This is a genomic window from Microbacterium sp. CGR1, assembly GCF_051062835.1.
In the GTDB taxonomy this organism is placed as follows: domain Bacteria; phylum Actinomycetota; class Actinomycetes; order Actinomycetales; family Microbacteriaceae; genus Microbacterium.
Genome location: NZ_JAOTPG010000001.1, coordinates 171,524 through 188,661, shown reverse-complemented (window position 1 = coordinate 188,661; position 17,138 = coordinate 171,524). Strand labels below are relative to the sequence as shown.

16 protein-coding genes are annotated in these 17,138 nt (G+C 68.9%); 7 read left to right on the top strand and 9 right to left on the bottom strand.

Going from position 1 to position 17,138, the window contains the following annotated elements; genetic code table 11:
• Window positions 1–11: 11 nt before the first annotated feature.
• Window positions 12–797, top strand: a complete 786-nt coding sequence (locus OD997_RS00910; protein WP_434329952.1) for an aquaporin — start codon at window positions 12–14, stop codon at window positions 795–797.
• Between the two features lie 24 nt (window positions 798–821).
• Here the strand turns inward: OD997_RS00910 and OD997_RS00905 are convergent, their stop codons facing one another.
• Window positions 822–1,814, bottom strand: a complete 993-nt coding sequence (locus OD997_RS00905; protein ID WP_434332308.1) for a stage II sporulation protein M — start codon at window positions 1,812–1,814, stop codon at window positions 822–824.
• A gap of 16 nt (window positions 1,815–1,830) precedes the next feature.
• Between OD997_RS00905 and OD997_RS00900 the strand changes: the two genes are divergently transcribed.
• Complete coding sequence (locus OD997_RS00900) at window positions 1,831–2,640, top strand: RDD family protein (protein WP_434329951.1); 810 nt, start codon at window positions 1,831–1,833, stop codon at window positions 2,638–2,640.
• Between the two features lie 31 nt (window positions 2,641–2,671).
• Here the strand turns inward: OD997_RS00900 and OD997_RS00895 are convergent, their stop codons facing one another.
• From OD997_RS00895 to OD997_RS00880, 4 genes are all read right to left on the bottom strand, one after another.
• Window positions 2,672–3,886 carry an ABC transporter permease gene (locus tag OD997_RS00895; RefSeq protein ID WP_434329950.1) on the bottom strand — a complete coding sequence of 405 codons (1,215 nt, stop codon included), beginning with the start codon at window positions 3,884–3,886 and terminating at the stop codon, window positions 2,672–2,674.
• Window positions 3,883–4,692, bottom strand: a complete 810-nt coding sequence (locus tag OD997_RS00890; RefSeq protein WP_434329949.1) for an ABC transporter ATP-binding protein — start codon at window positions 4,690–4,692, stop codon at window positions 3,883–3,885. The genes OD997_RS00895 and OD997_RS00890 overlap by 4 nt, the downstream gene beginning before the upstream one ends.
• Entirely contained in the window at window positions 4,668–5,627 is a 960-nt protein-coding gene (locus tag OD997_RS00885) for an efflux RND transporter periplasmic adaptor subunit (protein ID WP_434329948.1), read from the bottom strand. Before OD997_RS00885 ends, OD997_RS00890 begins: the two co-directional genes overlap by 25 nt.
• Window positions 5,628–5,709: 82 nt before the next feature.
• Window positions 5,710–5,916, bottom strand: coding sequence for a DUF3499 family protein (locus OD997_RS00880; RefSeq protein ID WP_434329947.1), 207 nt, complete (start codon window positions 5,914–5,916; stop codon window positions 5,710–5,712).
• 165 nt (window positions 5,917–6,081) lie between these two features.
• Here OD997_RS00880 and OD997_RS00875 point away from each other — a divergent pair, with 165 nt between their 5' ends.
• Window positions 6,082–6,423 (top strand): metallopeptidase family protein, encoded by a 342-nt coding sequence (locus OD997_RS00875; protein WP_056308476.1) that lies wholly within the window; start codon window positions 6,082–6,084, stop codon window positions 6,421–6,423.
• A gap of 32 nt (window positions 6,424–6,455) precedes the next feature.
• Here the strand turns inward: OD997_RS00875 and OD997_RS00870 are convergent, their stop codons facing one another.
• The 4 genes from OD997_RS00870 to manA form a co-directional block, all read right to left on the bottom strand.
• A complete protein-coding gene (locus tag OD997_RS00870; RefSeq protein ID WP_434329946.1) occupies window positions 6,456–7,838 on the bottom strand; it encodes a DUF5719 family protein in 1,383 nt (460 codons plus the stop codon).
• Complete coding sequence (locus tag OD997_RS00865; RefSeq protein ID WP_434329945.1) at window positions 7,835–10,915, bottom strand: glycosyltransferase; 3,081 nt, start codon at window positions 10,913–10,915, stop codon at window positions 7,835–7,837. The genes OD997_RS00870 and OD997_RS00865 overlap by 4 nt, the downstream gene beginning before the upstream one ends.
• Window positions 10,916–11,063: 148 nt before the next feature.
• Window positions 11,064–11,381, bottom strand: a complete 318-nt coding sequence (locus OD997_RS00860) for a WhiB family transcriptional regulator (RefSeq protein ID WP_431073464.1) — start codon at window positions 11,379–11,381, stop codon at window positions 11,064–11,066.
• A gap of 157 nt (window positions 11,382–11,538) precedes the next feature.
• Window positions 11,539–12,699: a mannose-6-phosphate isomerase, class I gene (manA, locus tag OD997_RS00855; RefSeq protein ID WP_434329944.1), complete on the bottom strand. Its 1,161-nt coding sequence runs from the start codon at window positions 12,697–12,699 to the stop codon at window positions 11,539–11,541.
• 87 nt (window positions 12,700–12,786) lie between these two features.
• On the opposite strand from manA, the gene OD997_RS00850 reads away from it, so the two are divergent.
• From OD997_RS00850 to OD997_RS00835, 4 genes are all read left to right on the top strand, one after another.
• Window positions 12,787–14,202, top strand: a complete 1,416-nt coding sequence (locus OD997_RS00850; RefSeq protein ID WP_434329943.1) for an O-antigen ligase family protein — start codon at window positions 12,787–12,789, stop codon at window positions 14,200–14,202.
• Window positions 14,199–15,497 (top strand): O-antigen ligase family protein, encoded by a 1,299-nt coding sequence (locus OD997_RS00845; protein ID WP_434329942.1) that lies wholly within the window; start codon window positions 14,199–14,201, stop codon window positions 15,495–15,497. Before OD997_RS00850 ends, OD997_RS00845 begins: the two co-directional genes overlap by 4 nt.
• Before the next feature lie 100 nt (window positions 15,498–15,597).
• On the top strand, window positions 15,598–16,563 hold the full coding sequence (locus OD997_RS00840) for a glycosyltransferase family 2 protein (RefSeq protein WP_434329941.1): 966 nt from the start codon (window positions 15,598–15,600) through the stop codon (window positions 16,561–16,563).
• Window positions 16,560–17,132 (top strand): hypothetical protein, encoded by a 573-nt coding sequence (locus tag OD997_RS00835; protein WP_434329940.1) that lies wholly within the window; start codon window positions 16,560–16,562, stop codon window positions 17,130–17,132. The genes OD997_RS00840 and OD997_RS00835 overlap by 4 nt, the downstream gene beginning before the upstream one ends.
• Window positions 17,133–17,138 lie beyond the last annotated feature (6 nt).

The following is a 17,138-nucleotide window of genomic DNA, read 5'->3' as shown; positions in this document are numbered from 1 at the left end:
TGACGAAGACCATGAGTGACGCGCGCAACGGATCCTCGACGATGACGGTCCGTCTGACCGCCGAGGCGTTCGGCTCGTCCGCGGTCGTCCTCGCCATCGTCGGCGCCGCGATGTTCTCCGCACGGTTCGGTGCGGGCACCGACACGAGCGACCAGGGCATCGGATTCGTCGGCATCGCCCTCGCGGCCGGATTCGCCCTCACCGCCGCGTTCTATGCGTTCGGACCGATCTCCGGTGGTCATTTCAACCCGGCGGTGACCGTCGGCGTCGCCGCCGCCGGTCGGATGCCGTGGCGCGAGGTGCCCGCGTACATCATCGCCCAGTGCATCGGAGGTCTGATCGCATCGACCCTGGTCTTCCTGATCGGCCTCTTCGGTCCGGACGGCTGGCTCGAGGCGCAACGCGTCGAGGGCTTCGCCAGCAACGGGTTCGCCGCCGCCTCACCCGCAGGATTCGGCCTCGGCGCCGCGATCATCGTCGAGGCGCTCTTCGCCGCGGTCCTCGTCCTCGTCTTTCTCGGGGTGACGCACCCCGCGCGCGGCACCGCTTTCGGCGGTGTCGTGGCGGGCCTCGCTCTCGCCGCGATCCATCTGGTGATCCTGCCGATCGACTACGCCTCGGTGAACCCCGCCCGATCCATCGCCACCGCCGTCTACGGGAACACGGAATCCCTCACGCAGCTGTGGGTGTTCCTCGTCTTCCCGGTCGTCGGTGCTCTGCTGGCAGGGTTCGCGTATCGAGGACTGTTCGACAGTCCGGACCGGAGCAGCGCGAGTTCGGTGGAACGCCCCAGCTGACCTGCGCAAGCCCACGAGCTCCGATCAGCCCGCCAGGAGCCTCGGCGTCCCCGCTTCGTACTCGACGAGATCCCCGGTCTGGCCGCGGCGGTAGGCTCGTCCGCCGATCACGAGCATGTAGATCAGGAAGGCGGCGAGGGCTGCCACGCCGATGCCGATCTTGACAGGCCAGGGCAGCGCCCAGCCGGTGACGAAGCCCTCGATCAGCCCGGACACGAACAGCGCGAAGACGAGCCCGATCGCCACGGTCGCGAGCGACCGCCCCTCCGCGGCGAGGGATTCCCCGCGTGACCTGTTGCCCGGCGCGACCCATGACCAGAACAGGTGCAGCCCGCCTGCGGCGGCGACGAAGATCGAGGTCATCTCGAGCAGACCGTGCGGAAGGATGTAGAGGATCATGACGTCGACCTGGTCGTGGGCGGCCATCACCGCAGCGGACACGCCGAGACCCATCGCGTTCTGCACCAGCACGTTGATCGGCCACAGCCCCGTGATGCCGAAGAGCACGCACTGCAGGGCGATCCAGGCGTTGTTCCACCAGACCATTCCCATGAACACCGCGGCGGGGTTCTCGGTGTAGTACCCAGTGAAGCTCTCATCGGCATACTGCTCGAGCGCATCAGGCGGCCCGAGGGTCGCCAGCAACGCCGGATCAGATGAGATCCAGGCGGCCGTTCCCACGACGATCGCGATGAAGGAGACGGCGATCACCAGAGTCGTCCAGCGCAGCCGGTAGAGAGCGGCGGGCAGCTGCAGGGAGAAGAAGCGGGCCGTCTGGGTGAGGATGCTGTCGGAGGCGCCTGTCAGCCGCAGGCGCGCGCGCACGAGGATCGTCGACAGATAGGCTCCCTGCGGCGATTCACCGACGGAGGTCTTGAGTTCGGCGAGATCGGCGGATGCCGCCCGATACCGGACGATCATCTCGTCCACGCCCGCCCCGTCGAGCCGGGCGCGACTCAGCTGCTCCAACCGCTCCCACTCGGCGCGGCGTGCATCTGTCAGCGCATCGGCATCCACCTGATTTACTGTACTCATGTCTGCCCCGCTCGATACATCCGACGAGGTGCTCTCCGGCGAAGCCGTGGCGATCGATGTCCAGCCGATCGGTTTCGTCCTGCGCGCGGCCGGCGCGATCATCGACCTCCTGGTCGGCTTCGCCGTCTTCCTCCTGACGCTGTTCCTGCGGCTCTGGCTGCTGGATCTCGGCGTCCTCGATCAGGCGACGGACACGATCGCGACGATAGCGTCGATCGTGGTCAGCTTCGTCGTGCTCCCGATCACGATGGAGGTCGCGCTCAAAGGGCGCAGCCTCGGCAAGCTCGCAGTCGGCGGACGCATCGTGCGCATCGACGGAGGCGCGACCGGCTTCCGTCATGCGTTCATCCGTGCCCTCCTCGGGGTTCTCGAGATCTACATGACGCTCGGCAGCGTCGCCGTGCTCGCCGGCGCGTTCAGCGCCCGTTCTCAGCGCCTCGGAGACATGGTGGCAGGCACCTACAGTCAGCGCGTGCGGGCTCCGAAACTCATCCCCTCCGTCCCGGTCCTCCCGCCGATGCTCGCCGGCTGGGCTCAGATCGCGGACGTCGCCCGCCTGCCCGATCGTCTTGCGCGCCGCATCTCGCAGTTCCTGCAGAGCGCGCCGCGGATGGTGCCGGCCGCTCGTGCGCGGGTCGCGCAGGACCTGCTCACCGAGGCCTCCCCCTTCGTGTCACCGCTGCCCGCGGCAGCACCCGAGATCGTGCTCGTCGGGATCACTGTCCTTCGTCGCGAACGCGAGCGCCGCGCTCTGCAGAACGCAGATCGCCGTGCGGAGAAGCTCACGGGGCGGCGCGTCGGGGTCTGACCCCCTCCGCCGCTTCGCCATCCGGTGGCGGTCAGAATCGGATCGCGTCGATGACCTTCACTCGCAGCGCGACGAGCGCCGGGATGAATCCGGCGACCGCACCCACGATGATCGAGGCCGCGAGACCGACGAACGCGGCCCGCATCGGGAAGGGCGGGATGTCCTGGATGCCGTAGAACAGCGAGGTCACCACCCACTCCGAGCGCAGCACGGCGACGACGATCGCGATGCCGACGAGCCCCGCAACGGTGGTCGCGACGAGGCTCTCGAGGAAGACCGAGAAGAAGACCCGACCGGACGTCGCCCCGAAGGCACGCCGGACACCGATCTCACGCACTCGCTGACGCATCGCGACCAGTTGGATGTTGATCAGGCTCAGGGCGCCCAGCGCGAGGATCACCGCGGCGATGCCACCCGTGACCATCTCGAAGGTCGCCTGCGCGTCCAGCGCTCCCGGCTGCGCCGCCCAATCGGAACGGCTGACCGACACGGTCTGCCCTTCGGGCAATCCTGCCCGAAGATCCATCGCGAGCACCGGGGCGATCTCGTCGACTTCGGTCTGCCCGAGCCACACCTCGTACTGCGGCCAGGCTCCTTCGGGAAGGGCGTCGACCCGCGCGCGATACGCGTCGTACAGGATGTCGACACGGAGCTCCTCATCCCCGAACCCCTGCCGGGGCACGATGCCGACCACCTGATAGGTGCCGCCCGCCGCTCCTGAGAGAGTGAGGGTCGGGTGCTGTGCCACCGGTACCCGACCGATCCTGTCCCACAGTGCTTCAGTGATCACGACCGGGGGCGCGAGGGCTTCGACGTCCGCGTCTCGCAGCCACCGACCTTCCAGCAGCTGCTCGCGGTGGATCTGGGAGTACAGCGGGTCGATCAGGCGCGCGTTGACGTCGACGATGCCGTCCGGCAGCTGCACGGGGACGGTCATGCCCTGCGCGATCCGCGCGGTGTGACTGAATCCGAATCGTTCCGAGACCCGTGCGAACCGCTCGTCGAAGCCGTCTACGTCGACCGGCATGCCGTCGGCCGTGCTGACACCGACGACGAGCGTCGCCGCCCGACCGCCCCACCGGTCGGACTGCTCCGCCTGGAACTGCCTCTGGTACTCCGAGAGCGCGACGACACCCGTGAGCGCCGCCACTGACACAGCGATGCCGATCAGACTGAGCAGCACCCTCAGTTTGTGGACTCGGATCTCCGCCCACGCGTCGGAGAAGGCGCCGAGCATCCCGGTCATGAGGCCGCCTCCCGGCGCGTCGCCGGCACCGATGGCGACGACACTGCCGCGAGATCCGACGGCACCGACGCCGCCAGTGTCGACGCCTCGAAGGCGCGGCTGAGGTCGGCCTTCTCGAGCACGCCGGCATCGAGACGATAGTGTCTGCGCGCGCGAGCGGCGACATGCAGGTCGTGGGTGATCGTCACGAGCGCCGCATCCGTCTCGGTCGCGACCTCGTCGAGAAGGGACATGACGGTGGCTCCCGTGTCGATGTCCAGAGCGCCGGTGGGCTCGTCGGCGAGGATCAGCACCGGGCGACGCACGAGCGCTCTGGCGATCGCCACTCGCTGCTGCTCGCCACCGGAGAGTCGGTCGGCGATCTGCTCGATGCGGTGGCCGAGGCCGACCCGCTCCAGCATGTCGGCTGCGATCTGTCGTCGGTTCCAGAACAGTCGTCCCTTGGCATGCCCGAGCGGCATCATGACGTTGTCGAGCGCGGTGCGCCCCGGGAGCAGGTTGAACTGCTGGAAGACGAAGCCGACGTTGTCGCCGCGCAGGCGGTCCAGCCGCCCCGACCGCATGCGCCGCACCTCACGACCTTCGAACGAGACGGTGCCGCTGGTGGGGGCGTCCAGCATCCCGAGGATGTTCAGAAGGGTCGACTTGCCGGAGCCGGAGCGTCCGACGATCGAGACGTGATCGCCTGCGCTCACGTCGAGCGAGATCCCACGGAGGATCTCCAGCTCCGAGTCATCGGGCAGTCGCACGCTCTTGGTCACGTCGGCCAGCGCGACGAGCGTCACCAGCTGGTCCCGCTGTCGCACTGCTCGACGCCCGGTGCGACCTCGTAGCAGAACTCCTCGACCGGAGCGACGAAGCCGGGGACGAACTGCCTGATCGACTCGCCCTCTTGGAGACCCGAGACGACCTCGACCATGGTGCCGTCGTTCACTCCGAGAGTCACCGGTCGCTCCTCTGGTTCGCTCCCGTCACCCGCATCCACCCAGACGTTGCCTGTGCCCGCGCCACCCTGCACCGCGGTGACCGGGACGACCAGTGCATCGTCGACCTGCCCGAGTGCGAGATCCATCGTGGCGGGGAGCCCTGCGAACACGACCTGATCGGCCGGGACCGCGCAGCGCACACTCGCGGTGCCCTCCGTGCTCACCTGCACGCGCACTCCGGTGCACGTGAACGGCGCCGGTCCCCCGGTGATGCTCACGGAGGCCTCGGCGGGTGCGTTCACCAATCGGTACAGCTGCGCGGGTTCCACGGTCGCGAGCAGGTGGTACCGGGCAGGGGTGAGGGTGTAGCTCTCCGTTCCCGCCGAGGTGACCTGCCCCTTCACGAGGGCGATCTCGGACACGTCTCCGGCTTCTGGGGCGACGACGTCGATGTCCTTCTTGGGCTCGTCCTGCCTGATGGTGAAGAGCTTCTGCCCGGCGGCGACGGACGCTCCCTCTGGGACGTGGACGGCGAGGACGGTGCCGTTGATCTCGTTGCGCACGGGGAACGAATCGTCGCGCGCGACATTGCCGCTCAACGTCAGCGCGTTGACGACCGAGCCGCGTTCGACGGGGATGACCGGATCGCTGATAGACGACTCCGGGCTGACCATCGCCTCGGTGCGGTCGGGGAAGAACGCGATCTTCACGAGTGCCGCCGCGCATGCTCCGAACACGAGCACGAGAAGAAGGGGGAAGATCCAGCGTCGCCAGACGATCACGGCTGCCTTTCCGGCCGCGCCGCCTTGGCGCATCCGCGGTCAGCGTAGCCGGGATAGGAGGGCGACCCGGGCGCGGCAGGCGGCGTGTCCCACGCGTCATCCCGGTCGGATCAGGTCAGGCGCGAAGCGCCTCGTGCCTCACCACAAGCCAGCCGGCGGGGACGGACAGCCGATCCGCGTGCTGCGCGCAGAGGTCGTGCGCGTGCGGATGGTTCGCTATGCCGAGCGGTCCCAGCGCCGCCATCTGATCGCCATAGTCGTAGGTGAGCGTCGCCACGGCTTCGCGCGCGCAGCCGACCTTCGAGCAGAGTCTTGCGTCCATTCCCGCCAGGTTACGGGCCGCTGCCGACCACGGATGGATGCCGCGCCGCTCGCGGCCGCAGACTCGGCCTAGACTTTCGCTATGCCTCGTCGTCCCCGCGCCTCCGCCGCTCCGCGCCGTGGCGCTCGGCACGGGCGACACGGTCGTCTTGGGCGCAGCGAGGTCGTGCGTCCTCCGCTGGCACCGCTCGACGGTCGCATCGACCGGTTCGACCTCACCGTGGGCACGGCAGTGGAGTTCCTCCGCGGCACCTGGCCTGAACTGCAGGAGGTCCGGTTCGAGATCGGCGCGATGCCGGCGTTCGAGGCGACGGATGAGGTGCCACGGTGGCACCTCGACCACGAGAAGCAGCGCATCGTGCTCTTCCGACTCCCGATCGAGCGGCTGCTCCCCCCTGGCCACGATGACGGCGCCCACCGGCGCATGGCCATCGAGAGCGCGGTCTTCCGCGCCGCGGCGGAATACGTCGGACGCGAGCCCTGGGACCTCGGCGGCCACGACCACTGATTTCGAGCCGCTGCCTCGGCTCTGACCGCGCCTCAGGGATAGACGGTGATGCTCTGCTGGGCTCCCGCCGACGGCCACACCGGCCAGACGGCGAGCGCCCCGGTGGCCGTCATCGAGACGGACGCATGCACGGGACCCGACGTCGACAGGGCGTACACCGTGCGCTCCGTCACCGGCACCGACGCGGACGACTCCGCGGGGACCGTCACCTCGATGGGCTCCCCGCCGTCGACGGGGGTGAGCTGCACGGTGGAATCGGAGTCCTCGCTGTTCACGAGAACGACCTCGGGCGATGGACCGGCCGGGATCGACACATAGACGTCGTCCTCGACCTCCGGCGCAGGAAGGACCCAGGCGAAGTCGGTCTCCGGACCAGCCCCGTCCTGCTGCCGCACCGCGGCCAGCACGGGGGCATCGGACTCGATCCGCGCCGTGTACTCTCCAGGCGCGAGCGTCGAGAGCGAGAGCTCGGTCGGCATGTCGGCCGTGAGCGGCACCTCGAGTTCCGCAACGGTCGCGGAGGAACCGAGCTTGCTCAGGGTCACCACCGCCTCGGCATCGACGTCCGGCGAGAGCAGCCGCACGACCGCCATGTCGGAGTTGTCGCCCTCGTTCTCGAACACCTGGATGCCCGGGAGCACGGGATTGCGCTGCGGTGCAGCGACAGCATCCTGCAGGTCGGCACCCGCGGGGTCGAGCGTCCGCGTGAGCGACGACTGCAGCACTGCGCGCACCGGCGAACCGGTGGCGGTCACCCTGACGACGGGATAGTCGGACCCGACCGCGATCGAAGTCAGCGGAAGGGCGATCTGCGATTCAGCCGGAACGATCACGGTGCTCGACGCACGGACCGATCCGTGCAGGCCGAGAGTCACGGTCGAGGGCACGACGCCGGGGTTGGTGAGGACGATGAGGTCCTCCGTGCCGGTGGCGACGGTACCGCCGACGAGCCAGGACTCGAGGCCGGCGGGTCGACAGGGAGCGGCTGCGAGACCGAAGAGGTCGTCCTCGGCGAGCGAGAACGACTCGGTCGCGCCGAGCAGCGGCGCTTCTCGGCCCTCGACCGCCCCGACCAGACGCTGGGCCGTGCCGCCGTCGGCGAGGTCCTTCGCCGGCAGCGGGCTCGACTCCGGCCGCCCAGACGACCCCTGAGCCGTCAGACGCGGTTCCGCCGCGGAAACCATCTCGAGCGACTTCGAGGGATTGCGCCCGATCGCACGGAAGTCGCCGTTGCAGACGAGCACCGTGTCTCCGGGAAGGGGCGTGACGTCGGCTTGGGCGGGTTCATGCGTGATGGTGGGCCACGGCGCAGTGACCGCGAGCACGGCACCGACGACGCACGCCGCGGCGACGACGGCGCCGGTCAGCACTCGAGCGCCGGTGGCAGCCACCCGGAATGCACGGTTGGTGCTCATCGTCGTGCCTCCTCATCGTGGTGGGGTCCTTCGTCTGGTGTGCCCTCTGAGACCTCCGCCGTGGGCTCCGCAGCCGATGCGTCCTCGGTGGACTCTCCCTCGACAGCGTCCGGCGACTCCGCGCCGGCCGGTTCGCCCGCGGCCGAGTCGACGGCATCCGCCTGTTCATCCGGTTCGGTTGGCGTCTCCGGCACTGTGTCCGGGACCTCCGACGACATGTGGTCATCGCGGTCTTCCGGGTGCCTGGGCAGCACGAGGGGCTCTTCCGCGGCTCGCCCGACGATGCGCGACTTGGCGCGGGCCGCGCGTCGTGACGCACGGGTCGGCACCGACAGCAGGAGCGCGGCGAACACGAGCACCAGCTGGAGCGTGATCACGAGACGCGCAGTAGCCTCCTGGCCAGCGGAGAGCGAAGCACGGGGCGCTGCCTCCGCTTCGAGCCGGTAGAGGACGCCGCGATCCGTCGTACCCGCCTGAACGAAGCCTGCGCGCTGATCGAGCGACGTCACGGCCAGCGTGCGCAGCGTACGCGCGCGGTCCGACTCGTCGTCGGACACCTTCGCCAGGAGCACGTAGGAGATACCCTGCTCTCCGAGTACCGCCGCGGCGTCGAAGTCGCGCGCCGAGAGCAGGTCGACCGCGAGCGTCGTGAGGTCGGTGCCTCGCAGCTCCGTCGCCGTCGACAGGATCGTCGTCTGCGCGCTCAGCGTCTCGCTCCCGCCCCACGCCACCTCGGTCGCGAGCCCGCCGTCGTTCTGCGGCGTGAGCACCAGCGTGCCGACGGGCCGATCCGCGCCCGCCTGTGCGGCGACGTACGCCGGCAGCGTCGAGGCGGGACCGTCGCGGAGCGCCGAGGGCGAGGGATCCGAGTGGAATGCGGAGAGCGACGGGACGGCGCAGACCGCGATCGCGAGACCCGCGACGGCGGCACTCAGAACGCGAACGCGCGGGATCGTGAGCGCGGTGTCGAGCGTCACGAGCGCAGCCCCGGTCACGCCGATCCACGCGAGGCTCAGCCCGGTTCCCGGCCAGATCGCGACCGGCACTCCCTGCGCGAAGGAGACGGTGACGCCCACGGCGAGGAACGCCGTGGCGAGCCCTGCGAGGGCGACCACGAGAAGCGTGATTCCGGCGCGCCAGCGAGGCGCGACGGCCGAGACGAGAGCCAGCAGAGCGAGTGGTGCGAGCAGCAGCGCAGCCCAGGGCGCCAGCTCCAGTCCGAGCCACGATGCCCAGCCCCATCCGGCCATGTCTCCGGTGGGGAAGCCCGTTGCCAGCGCGAGCCGGCCCGCGGCATCAGCTGTCGCCTGGGGACCGGCCCAGATGGACCCGGGGTCGGCGAGGACGGCGATGAGGCTGCCGTGACGCAACTGCCAGAGCACGAGAGGTGCGAAGAGGGCGATGGCGGGCACCGGTACCCAGAGCATGCGGATCGCTCCGCGGATGCGCGCACCGGCGAGCGTGATGCCGAGTGCGACTACCCAGAGCAGCAGAAGCGCAGGGGCGAGCGAGGGGGCGCACGCGGTCACGGCGGCGAACAGGAGCGATGCCGCCCCGGCCGCGCCCCACGAGCGATGCGCGACGACCGCAGCGTGGAAGAGCCATGGCAGGAGCAGGTGCACGAGCACGCCCGTGGGACGACCGTCTACCAGGGCGGTGAGGAAGGTGGGGGCCAGCGCCCACACGATTCCGGCGAAGATGCGGAGGCCTGATCGGTCGGTCACCCGAGTGGCGGCGAACCATCCGCCGAGCACGGCGAGCGGCAGCGCGAGAACCCAGAGCAGCACGAGAGAGAAGGAGGGGGCTCCCGGCCATAGGGATCCGAGAACGGCGATCACCGCGGCAAAGGGATCGGCAGGACCGACCACCCCGGCTCCGAGGCCGCGCAGCCCCCAGGCGGCGTCGCTCCACAGCGCTTCGACGGTCGCTCGCAGCGGCAGGAGCCCCCCGCCACCCAATACGGGCCACGCGAGGACGGTGGTGAACGTGGCGATGCTCACGACGAGCGCTGCGAGCACGGCCCAGGCACCGCCATCCGAGAAGAACCTGAGCTCGCTGACAGCTCCGCCTTCGCTGCCGTGCCCATCGTCGAGGCGCCGGCGCAGATCAGAGCTGCTCACGCGGAGCGGTGCGATGCTCGACCAACTCGACGTACGGAACGCGCGGATGCGGCCTCGTGAGCGCGCGATCGCCGCGAAGCGGAACATCGCGGACACGGCGGCACCCCACTCCGGAGCCACCGCCTCAGGGCGCTTGCCGACGAGGTGCGTCACCGATCGCCAGAGTGCGAGCGGGAGGAGTGTGAGCCAGTGCAGCGGCACGGCGACCGCGGGTGCGTAGGCGAGGCGACGATGCAGCTGGGCGAGCCTGGTCGCGAACGCGCGCTTGCTGCGACCATGCGGCAGAGCGCCGGGGCCCTCCGGTGAAACCGAGATCCGAGCCGACGGCGCGAGTACCACGCGTCCGCCACCGAGCCGAGCGCGAACGCCGAGGTCCAGCCCGAGGTCTGCTCCAGGAAGTGCGGGGTCGGGCCTGAGGGCATCGCGCACCTCGCCGCGGATCAGCATCCCTCGGATGTCCGCTCCGAGCGCATCGTCGGTACCGTCGTGCTGTCCCTGGTCGAGCTCGCCGGCGGCCAGTTCGACCGTGCGGCCGAAGGTCGTCATGCTCACGCCCAACGAGACGATCTCACGGTCGTTGTCGGTCTGCACGAGCTTGGGAGCGACGATCGCAGCCGACGGCGAGCGCTCGAGCGTTCCCACGAGCCTTTCGAGTGCGCGCTCATGAGGCGCAGTGTCCTGTGCGAGCAGCCAGACCGCGCTCCCCTCGAGGACGCGGGGGCGAGCGAGTTCGACAGCGTCGGCGAAGGATGTGCCGCTGCGCGCCTGGATGATCCCCTCTACCGCTGCCGCCACCGTCTCGCTCTCGCGTGCCGATGCAGCATCACCGCACATCACCAGCGTGATCGCCGCCGGCGGAGTGGTCTGGGATCGCAGGGCGTCCAGCGTGCGGAGCAGTTGCGCACGGGCGGAGGAACCGGGGCGCGCGACGATGATTGCATGAACTCGGGCTGGCATGACCTGGTCAGCCTATGCGCGCCTCGGTATTCCGCGGACCAGCGGCCCCGGCGTGGCCGCGAAGCTATGGGCGAAGCATGCATCGCGTCGGAGACGCCAACGGCGCCGCACCTCGACCGTGGTCATGATGCGGCGCCGATGAAGATCGTCAGCTTGCGCGGCGCTTGAGCTTGCGACGCTCGCGCTCCGACAGCCCACCCCAGATTCCGAACCGCTCATCGTTGTTGAGCGCATACTCGAGGCATTCGCCGCGGACGTCGCACGACGTGCAGATGCGCTTGGCGTCGCGAGTCGAGCCGCCCTTCTCAGGGAAGAAGGCCTCGGGATCGGTCTGTGAGCAGAGCGCGTCGCTCTGCCACGCGAGAGCATTGTCGTCGTCGGCTTCAGCCTTCCGGACCCCGGGAACACCGAGGTTGATCGGATCGACGAACCAGTTCTCCGGTACGTCTGAACGGTAACCCGTCATCTCGCTCTCCAACCCCTAAATTCCGCCCCCTCGGCGGGCCGTGCTCAACTAATTACACCCGTGTCATTCCCATCGGTCAAGTCGCGGATCGTAAACCCTCAATAAGGTCTTGAAGGTTCTTGAGCTTCGTACGGCGTGTCGCGCTGGCGTCCGAGGCTCAGTCAGCAGCGCTGGAATCGCCCGGAGATGCGATGAATGCTTCCCCCTGCCCTGAGAGGGTCAACCGGCCCTCATCAGGCGTCGCGAAAGCTGCCGCGCCGACCGGGATGGCCACGGCGTCGCCGCTCGCGCCGCGGACCTCGACGCGGCCGGCCGTGACCAGCACCATGGTCGGCCCGCTGACGTCGACCGACACCGCCTCGCCGTTCAGAGCGATGCGGCTCAGTGCGAAGTCCGCCACGGGCACCGGATACTCGGTGATCGCGCCCACCTCCGCCGGGCGGAGCACCGGCACCTCACCGGTCGTCGTGTCGAGGATCGAGAGCAGTTCGGCCACATCGATGCGCTTCGGAGTGAGTCCGCCGCGCAGCACGTTGTCGCTCGCGGCCATGATCTCGACCCCGAGCCCCGAGATGTAGGCGTGCAGCAGGCCCGCGCGGAGGAAGATCCCCTCGCCACGGTGGAGCACCACGTGGTTCATGAGCAGAGCGACGACGACGCCGGGGTCGCCGGGGTACTTATCTGCGATCTCAGCCACAGCTCGCAGGGTGGTGGCCCACTCCCCCGATACCGTGGCGGCCGCGGCGCGTACCGAGGCGATGACGTCGTCGACCACGGCCTGCGCGTCACCGGACAGCAGCCAGCCGATCACGTCGCGGAGCGCGTCTCCGTCGTCGTCGGCGTCGGCGTCGGCTTTGAGCCGAGAGGACAGCTCGGCGACCCCTCTGCCCCCGCCCAGCACGGACAGCAGGCGCTGGGTGTCGGAGAGAGGACGGAGTCCGCTCAAGGACTCGAACCGCTCGCTCAGCGCGACGATCAGCTCGGGCTTGTGGTTGTCGTCGCGATAGTTGCGGTTCGGGTCGTCAGCTCCGAGCTCGGTCTCTCGCGCCCATCCGGCCCTGGCCTGCTCGATGGTCGGGTGCACCTGGATCGACAGCGGAGAGGCCGCAGCCAGCAGCTTGAGCAGGTAGGGCAGCGATCCGCCCGTGACGGCGTCGAGCGTCCCGCCGCCCCGCACGTCCGCCGGATCCCCCGGGTGGTCTCCGAACCAGACTTCCGCCTCCGGGCCGCCTGCGGGCACGCGACCTTCGAGGTCGGCGAGGAGCGTCGGCGATCCCCAGGCGTAGTCGCGGGGCACGTTGGAGAGACTGAGCAGCATGCCACCAGAGTATTGGCACCGGAACCCACCGTGCCACGAGCACCACGATCAGGTGCTCCGCGAGCTGCGCGCTGTAGCCTGAACGCGATGGCGCACTACACGAAGCATCCGGTGGCTGCCCCGCCCACAGCGCCCGAGCGCGAGTCGACGGGGCATCTTCTGCTGCGCGGATACATCATCCTCGTCCTGTTCGTGGCGTTCGCTCACTCGGCGGTGTACAACCTGCTGGGCGAGATCGGCGCGGCGATCACGCTCGTCGTGTTCCTGCTCGCCACCCTCGGCATCGGCATCCCGATGATCGCCCGCGGACGCCCGCACGCCTTCGCCTGGCGGCGACTGCCCTGGGCAGCGACCGCGTACACCGTCGTCGCACTGCTCTCGGTCGCCTGGTCCCAGTGGCCGGGGGCGACGATCATCACGTGGGTGCTGCTGGCGACCGTGACCGTGAATGCGCTGTTCATCGTGCACGTCCTCACCTGGCACGAGATCGTTCGAGCGCTCGCTTCTGCGTTCAAGTGGATCCTCGGCCTGTCGCTCGCGATCGAGCTGTGGGTGGCGCTCGTCGTGCACGGGCCGATCCTGCCGAACTTCTTCGTGCGCCCCGAGGGCGAGACGAACGCCCACTGGTACTGGGTGCGCGGCAACCTCCTCGACGGCGGCCGCATCCAGGGGATCGTGGGCAACTCCAACCTGCTCGCGATCATCTGCCTGTTCGCGATCCTCACCTTCGGCGTGCTGTTCGCCGCGCGCACGCGCTGGCGCACGACTCTCGCGCTGTGGGGCCTGCTAGCCGCGTACTTCCTGCTCAGGGCCGGATCCGCGACGGCATACGCCTGCGCAGCGGCAGCGGCGGTGGTTCTCGTGGTGGCGCTGCTGATGCGCCGCACGAAGACCCCCGGAGCACGCACCAGGCTCTATGTCGTCTTCATCGGCGGGGCTGCGGTCATCGGCACCGCCGTCTGGCTGCTGCGCGAGCCGCTGTTCGCGCTGCTCGGCCGCAGCGCGGATCTGACGGGCCGATCAGACAAGATCTGGGACAAGGTCCTCGAGCGCGCGGCCCAGCATCCACTCTTCGGCAACGGCTTCTCCAGCCCGTGGGTGCCCTTCGACCCCGCCTTCGCCGGATGGATCGAGGACCACGGAATCACGGTGTTCCACGCCCACAACATGTGGCTCGACGTGCTGATGCAGCTCGGTGCGTTCGGGGTGGTGCTGGTCGCACTCGCGTACCTCAGCCTGCTCTGGCGCTCCTGGTTCTTCGCCATCGACCGGCCTCGGTGGGATCTCCAGTCCGACCGCTCCTACTCGGCGATCACCCTGCTGCCGAGCCTGTTCACCATCGTCCTTCTCGTGCAGGGACTCACCGAGTCGACGCCCATCATGCTGTGGGGGTGGATGCTGCTCGTGCTGCTGTCGTTCAAGATCAAGGCCGTTCCGCTCGTCGGTGTCGGCGAGCGCGAGCGCGTGATCGAGCGTGGCGAGAGAAGTCGGCGGGTTCCGTGACCTTCGGACGCCGTGTGACGGATCTGCTCGGCTCGGCAGAGTTCGCTCGCGCCTACACGGTCGCCGTGCTGACGGCGGTCTTCGCGGCTTTCACGATCGAGCGCGCGGCGTCGCCGGTGACGCTCGCCACCGTCATCGGCGTGCTCTGCGCGCTCGGCGCCTGCATCCTGTGGGTGCGACGCGAAGAGCTCTCGCTGCTGCGGATCGCCCCGTCGTCGCTGCTGGCGTTCCTGGTCTGGGCTGCCGTCAGCGTCCTGTGGTCGACCGACAGGTCGGACACCGCGCTCGGATGGATGGAGCTCTTCGGCTTCGCGTTCCTCGCCATCACCGTGGGACACATCCGCGACACCCTGCAGACGGTGCGCGCGCTCGGCGACACGCTTCGGCTCCTCCTGATCGCCTCGCTCACCCTCGAGATCCTCTCGGGTGTGCTGCTGGACACTCCGTTCACCTTCCTCGGGATCGAGGGGCAGCTGGCCGTCGGCGGACCCGTGCAGGGCATATTCGGCAGCCGCAATATGCTGGGCTTCGTCACGGTGATCGCGCTGATCACGTTCGTCGTCGAGTGGCGTTCGCAGTCCCTGACCGCACGCGTCGCGATCCCGTCGATCGCTCTGGCGAGCCTCCTCGCGTTCTTCTCCTCGTCCCCCATGGTCCTCGTCCTCGCCGCGGCCGTCGGCGTCGTGGCTGTGGCCCTCACGATCGTGCGGCACGCGCCCGCCGAGCGACGGACGATCGTGCAATGGGTGCTCGGCGTGCTCGTCGCGCTGGCGCTGGCGGCGGCGTTCGCCCTGCGGCACGTGATCATCGCGATGCTCGACGCGGGATCCGACTTCTCGGTCAGGGCGACCCTGTGGAACACGATCCTCGACTTCGTCGCGCTCAAGCCGGTCGAAGGGTGGGGCTGGTTCGGCTCGTGGGCTCGGGGAGAGTACCCGTTCACCTACATCAACTTCCTGCTCGACGACCACCATCAGAGCGCACTCAACGCGTACTTCGATGTGCTGCTCCAGCTGGGCACCGCCGGGCTTGTGCTCTTCCTGCTGTTCGGCGGCATCGCCACTGTGCGTTCCTGGCTCGTCGCGAGCGTGCGACGCTCCGTCGTGTACGCATGGACCCCGCTGATGCTCGTCACGCTCGCCGTGGAGTCGATGTTCGAGAGCTTCACCCTGGTCGGAGCCGGCTGGTTCATGCTGGTGCTGTGCGCTCTGCGCGCGGGCCAGACACGGTCGTGGCGGGAGAGCATCGACGCCGCGCACACGGGCGCGATCCCGACGCTGAGGCCCCAGGGCTGAGCCTCCCGACGAGCCCTCGGCGGATTCCGAAGCTCTTCCGGGTAGGGTGGGATCTGCTCGCGGCGCCCTGCGGGCACCCAGCCACCGGAGAAATCACCTCGTGACACACGCCCCCTTCGACCCGGCGTCCGCGACGATCGTCATCGTCACCTTCAACCGATCGCATCTGCTGACCGGTCTGCTCGAGAGCATCACCGCGATGGACCCGAAGCCGGGCCACGTCGTGATCATCGACAACGCCTCGTCGGACGACACGACCGAAGTCGTGGACTCCTTCCGCCCGCGCCTCGGCACCGAGCTCGTCTACCGTCGCCTCGAGACGAACACCGGTGGATCCGGTGGCTTCAGCGAGGGGATGCGCACGGCCTACGAGATCGGATCCGAGTGGATCTGGATGATGGACGACGACGTCGAGGTCGTTCCCGACGGTCTCGCGAAGATGGGCAAGTGGGCTCCTCGCTTCAAGAGCATCCAGGGACGCCGCTACGACTACGACGGCAGTGAGTTCTACTGGCAGTACCGGATCGCCGAGCGTATGGGCATCCCGATCCCCTTCGCTCCTTCGGGGTTCGACGCCTCGGGCTACAAGGAGATGAACAGCGGATGCTTCGAGGGGATGTTCATCCACCGCTCGATCGTCACGCAGATCGGCCTCCCCGACCACCGCTTCTTCATCTACTGGGACGACCAGATGTACGGGTGGCTCGCCTCCCGCAAGACCACCGCGGTGATCGTCGATGAGTTCGTGCTTCGGCGCACCCGCGAGATCAAGCAGTGGGACATGGGCATCCGGCACATGAACGCGTCGAGCAACGCCTACCGCTTCTACATCATGCGCAACCGCGCGTACATCAAGCAGTACTACCGGATCCACGACAACTACAACCCGGTGCTCTTCGGCCTCGGAACATCGATGACGTTCGCGAAGGAGCTCATCCGCCTGCTGTTCGTCGAGCGGACCGTGCGGGGAACGAGCAATCTGTTCCGTGGGCTCAAGGAGGGCGGCAAGCTCGGCCGCGACCGCTCCTGGAAGCCGATGCCCGCCCTGGAGGACCGACAGGCATGACCGACGAACAGCAGCCCGACGTCCGCTGGGCACCGATGGAGCCGCAGCCGAGCAACCGCGGTCGCATCGCGCTCATCGTGGGGCTCATCGTCGCCGGCCTGGTCGTCGTCGGCGCGCTGCTGTTCTTCCTCCTGCCCCGAGGTGAATCTCCGATCCCCGGTGCGAGCGAGACGCCGTCGGCATCGCCGTCACCATACGAGAGCATGCCCGGTGATCCGACCGATCCGCCGGTGACCACCGCACCCGAGCCGGTGGATCCCTCCATCGAGACATTCCGCGACCAGGTCGGCTTCTGGCTGGAAGATGCCGCACGCGGCCTCGACATCGCCGCAGCCAACAGCGGCCCGGACGCCGTGCAGGTCGTCGAGACGCTGCAGGAAGATGCTCAGCGCCTCTCCGACACTCTGCCGCCGTCGTCGATCGCGACGGAATGGAGCGACGGAGTCGCCGACTACGCCCAGAAGCTCGCAGATCTGAAGACCGCAGCGAGCGAGGGATCCGACACGGCGAGCGCGGCCGATGCGGCACGCACCTCGCTGCAGGTGCTGACAGAGCTCGTCGGAGCCTGAGGCCTC